The organism is Niastella sp. OAS944 (assembly GCA_024809215.1).
GTDB lineage: Bacteria > Bacteroidota > Bacteroidia > Chitinophagales > Chitinophagaceae > Niastella.
In genome coordinates, this window is sequence record JANUBW010000012.1 from 37,978 (window position 1) to 53,341 (window position 15,364).

Consider the following 15,364-nt stretch of genomic DNA (forward strand, 5'->3'; position numbering starts at 1 on the left):
GAAGTGTATGAATCATGAGGAAAAGAAAAAGAGAAAAGCCGGAAGACCGGCTAAAAATATCAAAAAGGAGATAAATGCCAGTGTGCGGTTTAGTCGGGTCGAGTATTTTATAGTTAAAGAAAAAGCCGCCAGCTGTGGCTTCTCAGTTTCAAATTATATCCGCAGGGCATCTATTCATTCAACAATAACTCCGCGTTTAACGGCCGAAGAACAACTTTTAACCAGGCAATTAGTGGGCATGACCAACAACATGAATCAAATGGCAAAGGCCTGTCACCGGGAAGGATTATTTCAATCAATGGTCATTTTTGAGAAATACCGTCAGCAATTAAACGAGATCATTAAAAAATTGAAATCATGATCAGCAAAGTAGTTCCTGCCGATTCTGTTTATCATACCTGCCGCTACATCTGCAATAAACCAGGATCAGAAGTATTGGCAACCGATGGTGTGCGAGAATTTGATTACAAGTTGATGGCAGAGGATTTTATCCGCCAGCAGCAATTACGTCCGGGAAAACAAAAAGCATTTTTTCACGGTATACTAAGTTTTCATCCCACAGAAAAACCATCAAATGAAACATTAACGACAATTGCCGCACAGTACCTGGATCGATTAGGAATTGTAGACACCCAGTATTCAATCGTTAAACATACCGATAGATCACACCTGCACCTGCATGTTGTTGCCAATATGGTTGACAATAATGGTAATGTCATAAAAGATAATTTCACAGGAATGCGGGGCAAGAAAGTAGCCCAACAGCTTACACAGGAATACAAATTAATACCCGCTATAAAAAAGGATTTGGCCCTTACCAACCTGGAAAACATGAACGAGCATGAGGTTGTCCGGTATAAGATATACATGGCCATTGCAGAAAATCTGCCGAATTGTAATTCATTAAATGATCTCGTAACGCGGCTGAAACATCAGGGTATTGACACGCAATTTAAATACAAGGGACAAACACAAGAGATACAAGGTGTAAGTTTTAAAACAGGTAATTACTCCTTTAAAGGCAGCCAGGTTGACCGAAAATTTTCATTTGCGGGATTACAGAAAGCGCTTACAGATGGAATAAAAGAAAATCTTGATACTGTACCCGACGAAAAAGAAGAAACGATTCAACACACGAGCACCAAAGAAACTTTTAGGAAAATTCATTCTTTATCAAAAAGTAATTCGCAAAATACGTTCTCAGACGGCGGATACAAAAGAGCCGCCGATGTTCTCAAACAAATGAATAAAGCATTTGATGATCTTGTTAAACCTGAACATTCGGATGATCATCTACCCTATGAACTTACTCAGGAAGGATATCGGCGTAAGAAAAAGAAACAGTCGCACAAGCATAAACGGTAAGTATTGAACCATTAAAAATGTATGAATATGACGGAACAGAATCGTGAAATATCTACCCCTTTTGCAGAGGTGGTAACAAATAAAATACAAAAACAGGGGGAACAAATTTCTGCAATTGAGAAAAAGCTGGAGACAGTTGCCGACACTTCACCGGTTTTACTGGAAATAAAAAAACAGCTAACAGAAATTAAGGTAGCCATTATTGCTATAAAATTCCCCACCAAACAAATGGAAGAATTGTCGGGGAATATGGCTACTGGTGTTGCATTATTAAAACAGCCGGTAGAAAATAAAGTAATACATCATCACCATGTTCATAAGATCATCCTAATTTCTGCAGTATTATTTATTCTGCTATGCCTGGTATGCTGCGGCTGGTATAATACTGCCCAAAAGCTGGATATACATAAGGCGAACGATTTTAAATACCGCCACCTTAAACTAAAAAGCAATCAATTTACAACAACTGCTTATTATCACCGACAGCTTATACAAGACCCAGCCGGATTTTTCTAAAGCAGTTCTGCAAGGAGAAGACTCCATTCGTAATATGATACAGATGCAGGTGGATGTAAAAGAAGCAGAGGTGAAGGAATTGAAAAAGAAGATGAAATAGGTATGGAAATATCGAATTAAAGAATCTATCAATTATGCGACTTTTGTTAATATTTATTTTTATTGTTTCATTTCTGATGAACTGCAAGGATCAAAGAATTAAGTACCATTCGAAATTTGAAAAAATCCGTCCAGCAGACACCATTTTTCATTTAAGTCCCATTTTAATTGACAATTGTTGGGGGTTTGCCGATTCATCAGAAAAAATCAAAATACCGCCTCACTTTGACGGTGTTTTACATTTTACAAGCTCCCTGGCTTTAGTGTGGGATAGTCACAAGTGCGGTTATATTGACACTGCTGGCAATATTGTTATTCCCTTAATTTATGACAGGGCTTTACCTTTTTTCGAGAACAAAGCTGTTGCCTGCTCGAACGGAAAATGTGGATTTATTGATACAACTGGCAAAACAGAACAAGGCTTTATCTTTGATGATTGTCGAAGTTTTTCTGAAGAGATGGCACCTGTAATGCTGAAAGAAAAATGGGGTTACGTTGACAAAAAAGGAAATATTGTGATAGACTATAAATTTGAAATGGCCGAATTATTTGATGGTGATAGTACGATGGTTATGTTGGACGGTGAATATCGTTGGATAGACAAAAAAGGAAATTTTGTTGATACTTTGATAAACTAGCAATTAAAAAAAGTCCCAGTGTCGACACACCGGGACTTTATGGTATAATGGCTCTGATTAGCAATTTTAACAGCGGCTTATACTGGCCAACTTTTGTTTATAATCTTCTATTTGCGCTTTGGCATACGAAATAATCTCTTTCTGCGCCTGGTTTAGATCTTTAGTTAAGCTTAACTCTGTTTGCAAGAGCTTAACCTGTTCCGTGAGCTTTTGAATTTGTTCTTTAAAAATATCTACCTCGAAATTCAACTGGGCAACCTGATCATTGCGCAGGCTCTTAAGTGGCTCTTCGACATAGTAGAAATTAAAAAAATCTATTTTAAGCGCCTCGGAAATAGTCATCAACAATTCAGTTGACATCGATTCTCGGTCGTATATGTCAGGTATCGTTTTTTCATTTTTGTGTATCAATGCGCCAAATTCCTTATAAGTGAGTCGTTTTCTCTCTACCTCCACTTGAATGATGCTTCCAATGTGTACACTCATGACCCGTCATTGTTTTCTTATTCTTAGGTTAAGTTCATATACGGCCATATTGAGCATTAGAAAGGTCTCCAGAAAGAATATTATTTCGCCAATTTCCTTATCTGGATTAATAAATGCTGCATTTTCTGAACCCATTGCTCCTTTGAATAATCGCCAAAGGGTAATATTCACATCTTCCTGTGTCCATATATCATAGAATAATTTTATCACTTCTTCAGGCGATTCGATATTTTTTTTACTAAAAAAACAACCATCTTTAAATATGTTATTTTTGTCTATCATAGCTGATATTAATAATTAGTCATTTCAAATATTTCGCTATCACCCAAACCAGTTACCTCCCTGATCACCTGCATGGCTGCCGCTTTTGTTAAATTGTCACTATTCTTTTGAATATACCGTGATATGGTAAATTCAGTACATCCTAGCACATCCATCAATCGGCGGCGGGTGGTAGGGTTATTTATTGCTTTGAGTGCTTTTTGAGTAAGTTTCATAAGTGGAAAGGTTTTAACGGCTTGATTATTGGAATCGCAGTAGGATTAAAAACGGGCCTTGAAATAGATTTTGAGGAAGGTAAACAGATGCTACTTCTGATTTCTGATACGTGATATTTTCTCTTTGAGATGTTTTAACATCTATTCATACCTGTTCTTTTCTTCAAGTATATCTCCTAAAGACAAATGATCTGTATAGCCACACTCCCATTTTGATTTATCCAGACGTGCCAGATTCGCCTTAGAAAACCGGATATTGTTACAAAACTCAATTACCTTCTGAAGTAATTCGCATAAAAAATAAAAATTGTCTCCAAAAAGCTTTTCTATATCATCACCTACCTTCCTATCAGTAACAAAAAAATATAAGGCCGATGCGGCCGCATCTGAAAAGACTGTCGTTCCCACGTCAACACCATGAGAAGAGAAAAAGAAATATACAGAGTTGGCAATATCTTCCTCATTAATAGTCTGGTCAGATAACTCCAGGAACTCATCAATTACTTGTATTAGCTTCTCCTCAGCTTTTACCCTTTCGGTGTCGATGGAAGGCTTTGTTTGAGTTTCCATTTTAAGCGCATTAGGTTAGCAAATAATTGAGGCGGGTGACGGTTAGTTAATTCTTCTAGTGTGGATACCTTTTTTTAGCTTTCTTCTCTCTTTTTTCCGGCGCTGTTTATGAACACGATTCCTTAATACAAATGCAGCTTCAATTAATTCCTCCATCTTTTCATAGAAATACATATGATTACTACGCTCATGGGGATCGCTGGAAATACTACGTGCGCTGGAAACGACTTCAGTAAGCCAATCCCAAAATATTTGCCGGGTCTCGTTTAAATGGTAACATTGAAAGAACTCTTCAAAAACCTCCAAAGGATTGCGTATTTGGTCCTCATCGAGCCGAAGCGGCTGATTGTACAGTGTGGATGCTTGTTATAGGTTTTGCCAGAAAATGATATCCCAGGGCGGGCGACTAATGGCTCATTCATGTGAAAAAATTTTAGGTTACATGATATGGTTTGATGAGCCTTGAGGAGGTAGGTTTGAAAACGATTAAAAACCGGCCAAACACGTATATAAAAGGGTTGGTGCCTACCGCCCCTGCCACACAGGCCCTGAGAAGCCCCCTACCGAATGGTAGGCAAATGCGAAGGAGCAAAATAGGCCCAACCCTATATTGTAAATATAGAGATTGGGCTTCACTTACTCTCGCATTTGTTGAATTTCTCAGGTTCGTGTGGCGAGACTCGTGAATAAACCTCTTTTACAAGAGGTAGTTTCCAATTATACACAAGATAGAGAAAAATATCTCAATTTGGTCGAATTCGACCAAATTGTTTTCCACAAATGTTTCCATCTTTCTTTTTTAAGAAACACTATGGACACAAAAACAAAAGAAGAAATCAGGAAACAATTTGGAGAATACCTTCAGCGGCACCGTGAAAACGTGCTTAAGGTAAAAAGTGTAAGAGAATTGTCGTTTACATCTACTATTGATAATAGCAAGCTGAGTAAAATTGAGAAAGGGCAGATAAATTTTGGGTTTGATAATTTGTTGGAGATTGCTGTTACATACAAGCTTACTCATAAGGATGTTTTGGGATTTGCCATAAAATCACTTAAAGACAACGAGGAATAGAATAATTTCATAATTAAAGTAGCCTTAGCAATTTCTGGTAACCATATTTCTTGCATATGATCACCGATATTTATATCCCTGAAGAATTCAAAAGCCAATATTATTTCCCGGACCAACGGGATTGTATAAGTAAACTAAACCGAATCAACATATTCATTGGGCCTAATAATTCAGGGAAGAGTAGATTCTTACGAGGTTTATTTATTAATAACACTGATTTTAAACAAAGCTCAATAGACTTTAACCAGCTCAATGAAGATGTACATAGAATTAGTGAGTTAATCGAAAAAAAAATTGTTGCCAAAAGATTAGTAGATGTAGAAGGAAGTGGAATAAACGGTGTGCTTAATACGATAACAACAATAAAAAACAAACTCAAAACTGCTAAACTTCCAGATGATTATTCAACTTTACTAGAGCTTAAAGAATTTGTAGACCGACTATCTCAAATTCAGGTCGAGAGTGTAACACTACCCCAAAATGTGTTATCAACTAATTCAAATTATCAAGGACTAAATTCAGAGCTTGGCTTTATAGGCCTAAGCTTTAGAAACAGTATTACTGAAGCAAGCAATGTTGAACTTTTAAAACACAAAAAAATTTACATTCCTATATTAAGAGGGTTAAGACCTTTACAGAGTGAAACAAAAGATTCCATTTCCCCTTATAACAAGTCTTTCGACAACTACAAGCACCGCACCATTCATGATTATTTCCCATCTAATAAAAGTGAAAACTTAGATATTTTCACAGGCTTATCATTGTATGACGAGACAACTGATATGCTTTTAGGATCATCTGAAGAAAGAAAAAAAATTAAAGATTTTGAAGAATTCTTAAGTAAAACATTCTTCAATGGACAAACCATAAACTTAATTCCCAACCGGAAAGGTGATTGTCTGAATATTACACTTGGTGAAGAAGAAAGACCTATACATAGCTTGGGAGATGGTATTCAAAGCCTCATCGTTCTTCTATATCCCATCTTTTTCAACTCAGATAAGCCAATTCTGTGTTTTATCGAAGAACCAGAACTTTCTCTTCACCCTGGAATGCAGCGCCTATTCATTGATACAATAATTAATCAACAATTTAACCATTTTCAGTTTTTTATCACAACCCACTCTAACCATTTATTAGATATGATTTTAGACCATAGTCAAATCTCTATCTACAATTTTGAAAACGATGGCATATCAAAAAACAAAAAGCATTTAATTACTAATACCAGTAACGAAGATATTAAACTGTTGGATTCAATTGGAGTGAGAAACTCTTCTGTTTTTTTGAGTAATTGCACAATCTGGGTAGAAGGAATATGTGACCGTCTTTACATAAATAAATATTTGGAAATTTACCAGGTAAATGAATTAGGTGATAGATATGATATTGATAGACTGAAAGAAGACCTTCATTTTTCATATATAGAATATGGCGGAGCCAATATTGTTCACTACTCTTTTGACAATGAGAAGAATTGGGAGAAAATAAAAGCTTCTCAAATTAGTTCAAAGATCTTATTAATAATGGATGAGGACGGAACAAGCGAAAATCCTACCTCCCAAAAGTCCAAAAGAATTGATGAACTAAAAACTCATTTAGGAAAGAATCTGATAGTACTTCCTTGCCGCGAAATTGAAAATACTTTATCAAAAAATATCCTCTTGAAAACAATTCAGGAGTTAGAAAATAATGAAAATTTAAATTTCGAAAGTGTAAATGAAAAAGATTATAATAATCAATATTTAGGAAGCTATATAAACAATTCAATTAGTGAACTTAAAAAAAATTATGCGGCTCAGTCCGGAACCATATCCAATAAAATTCAATTTTGCAAGACAGCGATCAAGCATATTCAAGCGATTGACGACTTGAGTGAAAATGCAAAAGACATAGCACAACGTGTATGGCACTTCGTTAAAAAAAATAACCAATAACGTATTACTCGCAGCCTTTCATTAAATAAAAGCGTCCTACAAACACATCGGATTTGGCATTATCCAACGACTGTTGATCCGGGCGGAAACCAAACATAATGACTACAATTTGTTTATATCCTTTAGCTGATTAATTTTGATTTCATTAATCAAATTGCTTGCGCTATGCCTGAGTTCTTAACCACCCGTGGTGTCTCAAACCATATTGAAGATATAATAATTAAAAGTAAAAGTAAACTAATCTTAATATCCCCTTTCCTCAAATTATCTCGACCATTTTTTCAACGCCTAAAAGACGCTACAATAAGAGGCGTAAAAATCACTATAGTATATGGAAAAAACAAATTGAGCCAAGAGGAGCAGACCAAACTTGAAGAACTGCCAAATGTCCAAGTATTTTATTGCCAGGACTTACACGCTAAATGCTATTTCAATGAGGTTAAAATGGTAATCACATCAATGAACATGTACGAATTTTCTGAAATTAACAATCGTGAAATGGGTGTGCTCATCGACCGAACAAATGACAAAAAGTTGTTTGAGGATGCGATGGAAGAAACGAAATCTATATTACAGTCTGCCATCCCCAACGCGTTAAGACTTCCTAAACAATCATCTCTCAATAAAAATACTAAGGAGCACAGAAACACGTCCCTACCTTCTCACCATGGATATTGTATCCGGTGTGAAAGTCCAATAACATACAATCCCAATAAGCCCTATTGCCCTGACTGCTTTGATATTTGGTCAGAGTATGAAAATCTGCATTTCCTGGAAAACGTATGCCATTGCTGCGGATCTGAAGAAGGCACCAGTATGAATAAACCTTTATGCAGGCGATGCTTTTCAGAATGGCATAAACAACAACTTAAATAATACATCAATGCTATGAAAGAATTAAAGGATTTAGATGACATTTCATACATAAATAAAGACTACGATTATCAACCGCTATTAACACCCAAACTAGATCAATCGCATACACAAAACTTTACTCAAGAGCTAATTAATGAAATCGTACTGTGGAAGGTTAATCGTTATGCAAATCTTACAGCAGAAATTTTTGATCTTCTAAATTCCAATCTTTTGCGCGGAAACGAATTAGATCTTGAATTTACGAAACTAGTATTAAAAGAACTTTTAAAAATGCCAGGAATTCGTCTTCCCATGGCATCTACAATATTAAGATTTAGAAACCCAAATGTTTACCAAATAATTGATCAACGAGCCTATAGGCTTTTGTTTGGTAAAGAGCTAAGAGTAACCGACCCTAGAAATGATAAGGTGATTGATCAACAAATTATACTTTATTTAGACTATCTGGAAAAATTAAGAGCTACAGCTTACGAATACTCATGGCAATTTTCAGAAATGGACCGCATCCTTTACATATTGGACCTAAAATACAACAAAGATATTCCCATTAAAACCTGATAGAACATTTTGATTGCTGCATTTAAGCGGCATAGAAAAATCTACTTTAATTCTTCATAAACCATTACGCTATGGAGCAATTTCTTACAGGCGACATATGGAAACAAGCCAACAAGTATTTAGTTAATCAGCATGAAAAAACAGCGTGCATTGCGTATATAACATCAAATAAATTAAAGTTATCTAACGGCGACTCTTTAATTTGTGACGCCTCAGACTATGCCATAAAATATGGACAAACATCTGCCAAGATAATTATGTCATATTATAACAAAGGCGTTAAGGTATTTTCAAATGGGGCATTACATTCTAAAATGTTATTAACGGAAAAGCTTCTAATCATAGGCTCCGCAAATCTTTCCCAAAATAGTGCTGAAAAACTTACAGAATCATCAATACTTACAGACAGCGATGTTCTTATTGCTCAAGCAAAAGTATTTTGTTTTAACTTATTGCAAGAATCACATCCACTGAATGACAAAGACATTAAAACATTACTTAAAATAAAAGTGATAAAGCGCCCTTTTAAACCAGTAACTAAATCGGAGACAAGACAAAAGATATTTGGCAATCGGTATTGGTTTATTTCAGCCTCTCCTTTGAAAGATAAAACATATGATAAAATCAAGGATAAAGTGGAAGAAACAACGAGCTCTATCTCCCAAAAAACAAAAATTGATGAAGAAAATATTAGATTTCTTCGCTGGAGGGGTGAAACAAAGTTTACAAAAAATGCTAAGGAAGGCGACCAGATTATACTTAAACTCAATAATGAAGACAAAACGCGTAGCTATATATACCCACCTTCTGTAATTTTAAAAAAAGAGGTAACCAATGGCTTTACATACTTTTATCATGAAGATAAAAAAGCAGAGGAGAGAAAAATATCGTGGACGAAATTTCAATCAATGATTAAAAACATTGCGCTTGAAAAAAATATTACAGCAAGAGCCACCACACTATCACAATCAGATATACAAAAATTAAAATTTGTTTGGAAAATTCCTGAAAAAAAGTCTAACAGGCACACTCTTAGCAAGGATAACTAAAAGCCAGATTAACGGGCTTTTAGTTATCAACTCAAGAGATATCCTATCTAGGTTTTGAGTTATCGTAAGGATCACCTGGGAGATGAAAAAAACGAATAAACCAATTACTTCTTATTGGAAACGGAATGCGTCACTTCAATGAACAAAACGGTCGTGTTTTAATGCCGCCAACCATTCTTTATGTAGGGCTCTTTGTCATAACTGATAAAGGATTCCACATGTATGACGACAGAGGTTGCTAAGTGTGGAGTAACAGTGCAGATAAAATTCATGACATTTATATCAACCGAAATAACTGGATTGTCGACTATCACAGGCCGGAAATTGATGAGATTTTTAAATTAAAGATATACACCTTATTAATGAAAAAATGGGTTTTTAAATTACTGACACTTGGACTCGTGACAGGCTGTTACTCCGGCAAAAAAGAAACAGTCAAATTGAGTATTATCCTTTTCGGATACGATTCTATCGCCTGTTATTATGGAAACAGTACTGAATTGGCGGATCTGAGATATGGGAATATAACCGATTCACTATTCATGGATACGATTTTAACTAAAGCAAGAGACCGAAAACCGGATCAAATTTTATTAAAACCAGGAGGTGGCGCTGGTGTACTTGGAAACTGGCAGCACCTTGACACGTTGTTTAAAATAAATAATTATAACAACACAAAGATCGACACTCTTGACGAAAAGGAACAGAAATTATTTAATACAACATCGATAATTCCATGGCTGAAAGAACATGAACAATTTTTGAAACTTTTTTTACCCAGGGAAGAAAACGAACATATTACTGTTCCTTCAGACAAAACGCTTACTGTTCTTATCATAGATGAACATGAAGCGTATGCATATAATGGAACTAATGTGAAAAATGGAAGTAAATACACGTATGAAGAACTTGGCTTGTTCCTGGCAACAAAGAAATCACGATCGGATTTTTTTGTTTTAATAAAACCTGGCGGTAAAAGTTCCTACAAAAGCACTTTAGATATACTTGACTTAATGACAGTCAAAAAGATAAAGAATTATAAAATGGAAGAGCCTACCAAAGTGGAACAGGCTTTTATTAATGAACTGCAAAATTAAAATTTTAAATAATCCGTTCTATTGATAATACTATGAGCACCTACGTCATGGGAGATTTACATGGGCAATTTCAATCACTTAAACAATGCCTGGCTAAGTGCAACTTCGATTACAACAAAGATACTTTAATCCAACTTGGAGACGTAATTGATGGCGGAGGGGAAGCCTTTGAGTGCGTGGAAGAACTTTTAAAAATAAAAAACCTTATTGCCTTAAAAGGTAATCATGATGATTGGTTCCTGGATTTTATAAGAACAGGGCTTCATCCGGCTGCATGGACTTATGGCGGGATTGATACTGTAAAATCATACGCATCAAATGTCGGCAAAACACCCATTATAAAAAAAACACGACAGGGTTACAAAACCTCTCTCACTTCTGATGACATCCCATTATCGCACAGGCATTTTTTTGAAAGCCAAAAATTATATTATATCGATATAAACAACAACTGCTTTGTACATGCTGGCTTTAATCCGTTTCAACCTTTCCATGAACAACCCGCCCCTATTTTTTATTGGGATAGAATCTTATGGCAAACTGCAATGAATTGGCAAACAAAAGCAAAACTTAACAGCGACATCGAACCATTTGGAATAGTGACGAAGTTCAATAATATATTCATCGGGCATACGAATACTATGAAATGGGGCATAGATAAGCCGTTAATAGCTGCGAATATTTATAACATTGACACTGGTGGAAGCAAAGGTGGAAAATTGACTATAATGGACGTGAATAGAAAATGCTTTTGGCAATCTGATTAAAAATAAAACATTCGAAAAATTACAATGCGGCACATTGCAATAATAATATTGACGACACTAATAATTTCTTGCGACAGAACAGAGCATAGAGATTTTATATCTATAAGCGACTGCCTGGTTTATGATGACGAGGTAATAACTGAACCTATTTCTCATGGGCACGTAGAATACATTGATCCTGCAAAAGCTTTGGGTTGTATTAAAGAGCAATTAAGTAATGCTTATCTCTTGTATTATGACACCATTCACATAGCAGTTTACAATCAACACCCAAAAGATAATTTTAAGCTCATCGAAAGCTTAATCAAGAATTATCAAACTGACACAACAAGACTTTCAAGATTCGTTCATTTTGATTCAAGTATAAATATCACTGTTACCAGGCTATGTAAAGACAAAACTAACGAAACTTACTACAACGAATATGCCGACTGGCGAGATATGGAATACTCGACAATAACTAAACCGTTCACTAAAACAAAAGATGAGTTAATTACAACATGGTATAAGTGGACAGAATAACAATATCGATATACTCCACGTTAATAGCGTTCTTTGCTCGCCTGACCTTGGTCCCGGCTCAAAGAAGAAAAAGCATACTTGCAAAAAAAGCCGGATAGACCGGCTTTTACAATGATTGAAAGCTATTTTTCTATTTAGCTTGGGACTTTTTACACAATTTAGGCAATCCTACTTTCTTAAGAAACGCTGACGCCATTTCCCTTTTCTTAACAAAGTAAGGATCTTTAATGTATCGTTGTATTACCCTTTTATTTGTTACTCTTACCATACCAGGTATTTTCATTTGAGTTATTCTTTCCATCATTATCCCTTTTAAATTAATTTTCTTAATTGATCACTATCCGGCAACACCTGCTGAATTTCTGCTGGCGGTTCACTTGTATTCCTAAACGTGGCAACGCCCATCGGAGTGTTCATGTTTCTGATTGAGTATTGTACAATTGCATCATGCTTTTCCTTACAAAGAATGATACCAATGCTTGGTAATTCATCTGGTAGTTTAATTTTGTCATCCAGCACATTCAGGTAAAAATGTAATTGACCTGTATACTCTGGCTTGAAATGGTCTTTCTTAATCTCAAAAGCCACAAGACGCCGTAGGATACGATTGTAGAAAAGTAAGTCAATTGAAAATTCATGACCGTCAACATCCAGGCGAAATTGATTACCTATAAAAGTAAACCCCTTCCCCATCTTTAGAATAAATTCGGTTATATTGGAAACAATGCGATGCTCAATTTCACTTTCGTTATGATCATCACCTAACTGGAGGAAGTCTAGCAGATATTTATCTTTAAAAAGTTCCGCAGTCGCATTACTATTTATGGATTCAATTGTTGTATCAAAATTATGGTGCAGTTTTCCGATTTGCTGGAACAAGTTCTCATTTACATGATGCTCCATTACAGAAACCGACCAGTATTCTTCTGCAGCCTTTCTCATATAAAACATTCGTTCTTCGAGCGCTTTACATTTATTCAGCAGTATTAAATGATGCGTGAATGTAATCGAGAAAAAATTGGACAGAACAGGGTTATCGAATCGTATAGTCGATGAAAAATCATCCATTATCTGATCACCTTGCAATTGGGCAGTTGTCGACTGCCCAATTATATTACATTCTAAATCAACGCCTTGTAATTGGGCAGTCAGTAACTGCCCAATTGGAGTATTTTCATAGGCAACATAAAACTGTCGCATATTTTTGAGATTCCTGGCTGAAAATCCTCGAAGAGTAGGAACTTGCTCCTTTAAATCAGTTGCTATTTGTGACAATACTTTATCACCCCAACTTTGCTCAGTTATTTTATCATTAAGTGATTTGCCGATATAATAATATAACAACAGTTGCTCCCTGTTAACAAGCCGAGCTGCAATGAATCGACTTTGGGAAATGCGAAATTTGAGGTCTTGTAATAATTGAGTATAATGCTGATTAGTTTCCATATTATTGATTTATTGGTATTATTAATTAAAACAACTTGACTACCCTTCTGTACTAACCGAAACCCATCCTACTTTATCCACAGCTCCTAGTAAACGAAGTGTGCAATCATTGTAGCACAATTTGGTAGAGCGATTTAGCGCAGCTAGTTTGCCCATCTGCTCTAAACAACTCAACTCTAAATAAACTTGCTTCTCAACCCCTTCATATCCTCCCCTATCTTCTTATCCAAAATCTTCGCATAATGCTGCGTAGTTCGAAGGTTCCGATGCCCCAGCATCTTTGATACCGTTTCAATAGGCACTCCGTTAGTGAGTGTTACTGTCGTAGCAAACGTATGCCGGGCAATGTGGTAAGTAAGCGTTTTCTGTATTCGGCATGCGTCTGCTATTTCCTTTAGGTAGGCATTCATCTTCTGGTTGCTGAGTATCGGTAGCACCAGGTCTTTTTCCTGGCAGTGCGGATGATCTTTGTACTTGCTAATAATGGTAAGGGCAGCAGGTAATAAGGGAATGCGGGCGCTGATATCTGTTTTTTGCCGACGGCTTACCAGCCATTGTTCGCCATCAACGCCGATGATGATTTCCGAGCGCTTTAACTTCTTTACATCGGCATAAGCCAGACCGGTATAGCAACTGAACAGGAAAATGTCGCGCACTACCTTGAGCCTGTCAGTTGGAAATTGTTGGGCGATCAGGGTTTGCAGTTCGGTTTCGGTGAGCGCTACGCGTTCTACCTCTCGTAAGGTCATTTTGAAATTGGCGAAGGGGTCTTTTGATAGCCAGCCATTGCGAACGCATCTGTTGATCACCTTCCGGAAATTGGTGAGGTATTTTATGGTGGAGTTGTGATTACACTTGCGTACGCTCTTTATCCAGAATTCGTACTCGCTTATAAATTCATAATCCAGCTTACTGATATCAATATCGTCTACCTTATACTTCCATTGCAAAAAGGTATGGGTATGGCGGTAAGCCGTTTGAAACCGTTCCAGAGTACCTGGTGCGTATTCCAGACCTACCAACGCCGCCATCTGCTCATTGTGCTTTTTAAACACTTCCATCAGCATGTACTTGTGTGTCTGCACCTCTTTACCATAAAAAACGGTTTTTACGTTCTCGGCAGTTACCGGGTGGCCATGATGAATTAGGTGCTGCCGGGCTTCATACACCTTTCGCTGTAACAGATCGAGATAAGAATTAAGCGACTTTACCGCTTCCGTCTTTCCATCGGCCCTGCCGGCATCACTATTCCATTTGGCCGGATCACACTTTCGCTTGGTGCTGATATCACGACCAACCCCATCGACCGTAATGTGCAGATAAATAAAATGCTCAACAGCTTTGCTGCTTTTTGACTTCTTGATGAAGAAAAACAAACCGAAACTCTTTTCCATAATGACGCGCATTTAATGGTTTAAAATTACCCCGACGGGGCAGTTAAAAATTGAGTTCAGTTCTTATAAAGTGTTAATAAACAGCGCCGTATGCAAAGATCATTGCGTCTTTATAAAGTTAGGTATGACGCAACGAATGACTCCGGAAAACGCGCCCATAAAGTGCAGTAAAAGCAGGTATGCCTAAAAAGCAAAAAACCTGCAAATCATTGATTTTGCAGGTTTTATTACTTTAAGTTTATCTCATTTAACTGAGCCGAGCGGAGAGAGAGGGATTTGCGGTCACTCAAATACGCTCCTACAACCACCTCATTATCAACGTTTTTCGCAATTCTTTTTATTTAATTTGGTTCTCTTTGTTCCGTGTTTTGTTCCGTTTTTTAATTTGGCTGAAAGCCTTACCTGGCATGGGTTTCAGCTGATTTAAAGTATCCATTGGCCAGCTTTTTTTCGGTATTTTAACCTCTGTTATTTA

At 36.5% G+C, this 15,364-nt stretch carries 18 protein-coding genes and 1 pseudogene; 13 read left to right on the forward strand and 6 right to left on the reverse strand.

What is annotated here, in order from left to right:
• Positions 1–7: 7 nt before the first annotated feature.
• From mobC to GGD38_RS32945, 4 genes are all read left to right on the forward strand, one after another.
• Positions 8–361 carry a plasmid mobilization relaxosome protein MobC gene (mobC, locus tag GGD38_RS32930; RefSeq protein WP_375303942.1) on the forward strand — a complete coding sequence of 118 codons (354 nt, stop codon included), beginning with the start codon at positions 8–10 and terminating at the stop codon, positions 359–361.
• A complete protein-coding gene (locus tag GGD38_RS32935; RefSeq protein WP_375302357.1) occupies positions 358–1,365 on the forward strand; it encodes a relaxase/mobilization nuclease domain-containing protein in 1,008 nt (335 codons plus the stop codon). The genes mobC and GGD38_RS32935 overlap by 4 nt, the downstream gene beginning before the upstream one ends.
• 27 nt (positions 1,366–1,392) lie before the next feature.
• Positions 1,393–1,881 (forward strand): hypothetical protein, encoded by a 489-nt coding sequence (locus GGD38_RS32940; protein WP_375302358.1) that lies wholly within the window; start codon positions 1,393–1,395, stop codon positions 1,879–1,881.
• A gap of 134 nt (positions 1,882–2,015) precedes the next feature.
• Positions 2,016–2,618, forward strand: a complete 603-nt coding sequence (locus tag GGD38_RS32945) for a WG repeat-containing protein (RefSeq protein WP_375302359.1) — start codon at positions 2,016–2,018, stop codon at positions 2,616–2,618.
• Positions 2,619–2,684: 66 nt separating this feature from the next.
• Here the strand turns inward: GGD38_RS32945 and GGD38_RS32950 are convergent, their stop codons facing one another.
• From GGD38_RS32950 to GGD38_RS32965, 4 genes are all read right to left on the reverse strand, one after another.
• On the reverse strand, positions 2,685–3,104 hold the full coding sequence (locus GGD38_RS32950) for a hypothetical protein (protein WP_375302360.1): 420 nt from the start codon (positions 3,102–3,104) through the stop codon (positions 2,685–2,687).
• 6 nt (positions 3,105–3,110) lie between these two features.
• Positions 3,111–3,386, reverse strand: coding sequence for a hypothetical protein (locus tag GGD38_RS32955; RefSeq protein ID WP_375302361.1), 276 nt, complete (start codon positions 3,384–3,386; stop codon positions 3,111–3,113).
• Positions 3,387–3,394: 8 nt separating this feature from the next.
• Positions 3,395–3,601, reverse strand: a complete 207-nt coding sequence (locus tag GGD38_RS32960) for a hypothetical protein (protein ID WP_375302362.1) — start codon at positions 3,599–3,601, stop codon at positions 3,395–3,397.
• Between the two features lie 141 nt (positions 3,602–3,742).
• Positions 3,743–4,171: a hypothetical protein gene (locus GGD38_RS32965; RefSeq protein WP_375302363.1), complete on the reverse strand. Its 429-nt coding sequence runs from the start codon at positions 4,169–4,171 to the stop codon at positions 3,743–3,745.
• A gap of 811 nt (positions 4,172–4,982) precedes the next feature.
• Here GGD38_RS32965 and GGD38_RS32970 point away from each other — a divergent pair.
• From GGD38_RS32970 to GGD38_RS33010, 9 genes and pseudogenes are all read left to right on the forward strand, one after another.
• On the forward strand, positions 4,983–5,243 hold the full coding sequence (locus GGD38_RS32970) for a hypothetical protein (RefSeq protein WP_375302364.1): 261 nt from the start codon (positions 4,983–4,985) through the stop codon (positions 5,241–5,243).
• Positions 5,244–5,299: 56 nt separating this feature from the next.
• A complete protein-coding gene (locus GGD38_RS32975) occupies positions 5,300–7,180 on the forward strand; it encodes an ATP-dependent endonuclease (RefSeq protein WP_375302365.1) in 1,881 nt (626 codons plus the stop codon).
• Between the two features lie 165 nt (positions 7,181–7,345).
• On the forward strand, positions 7,346–8,056 hold the full coding sequence (locus GGD38_RS32980) for a phospholipase D family protein (RefSeq protein ID WP_375302366.1): 711 nt from the start codon (positions 7,346–7,348) through the stop codon (positions 8,054–8,056).
• 12 nt (positions 8,057–8,068) lie between these two features.
• Positions 8,069–8,614 (forward strand): hypothetical protein, encoded by a 546-nt coding sequence (locus GGD38_RS32985; protein WP_375302367.1) that lies wholly within the window; start codon positions 8,069–8,071, stop codon positions 8,612–8,614.
• 71 nt (positions 8,615–8,685) lie between these two features.
• The gene (locus GGD38_RS32990; protein WP_375302368.1) at positions 8,686–9,663 is read left to right on the forward strand and encodes a phospholipase D-like domain-containing protein; all 978 of its coding nucleotides are present in this window, start codon (positions 8,686–8,688) and stop codon (positions 9,661–9,663) included.
• Positions 9,664–9,905: 242 nt separating this feature from the next.
• Positions 9,906–9,977, forward strand: a pseudogene (locus tag GGD38_RS32995) (DUF3885 domain-containing protein); the annotation flags it as partial.
• Positions 9,978–10,025: 48 nt separating this feature from the next.
• Complete coding sequence (locus GGD38_RS33000) at positions 10,026–10,760, forward strand: hypothetical protein (RefSeq protein ID WP_375303740.1); 735 nt, start codon at positions 10,026–10,028, stop codon at positions 10,758–10,760.
• Positions 10,761–10,792: 32 nt separating this feature from the next.
• Entirely contained in the window at positions 10,793–11,527 is a 735-nt protein-coding gene (locus tag GGD38_RS33005; protein WP_375302369.1) for a metallophosphoesterase, read from the forward strand.
• Positions 11,528–11,551: 24 nt separating this feature from the next.
• Positions 11,552–12,049, forward strand: a complete 498-nt coding sequence (locus GGD38_RS33010) for a hypothetical protein (protein WP_375302370.1) — start codon at positions 11,552–11,554, stop codon at positions 12,047–12,049.
• A gap of 312 nt (positions 12,050–12,361) precedes the next feature.
• Here GGD38_RS33010 and GGD38_RS33015 read toward each other — a convergent pair whose 3' ends face one another.
• A complete protein-coding gene (locus GGD38_RS33015; RefSeq protein ID WP_375302371.1) occupies positions 12,362–13,495 on the reverse strand; it encodes a YhcG family protein in 1,134 nt (377 codons plus the stop codon).
• Positions 13,496–13,671: 176 nt separating this feature from the next.
• Positions 13,672–14,889, reverse strand: a complete 1,218-nt coding sequence (locus tag GGD38_RS33020) for a site-specific integrase (protein WP_375302372.1) — start codon at positions 14,887–14,889, stop codon at positions 13,672–13,674.
• Positions 14,890–15,364: the final 475 nt, after the last annotated feature.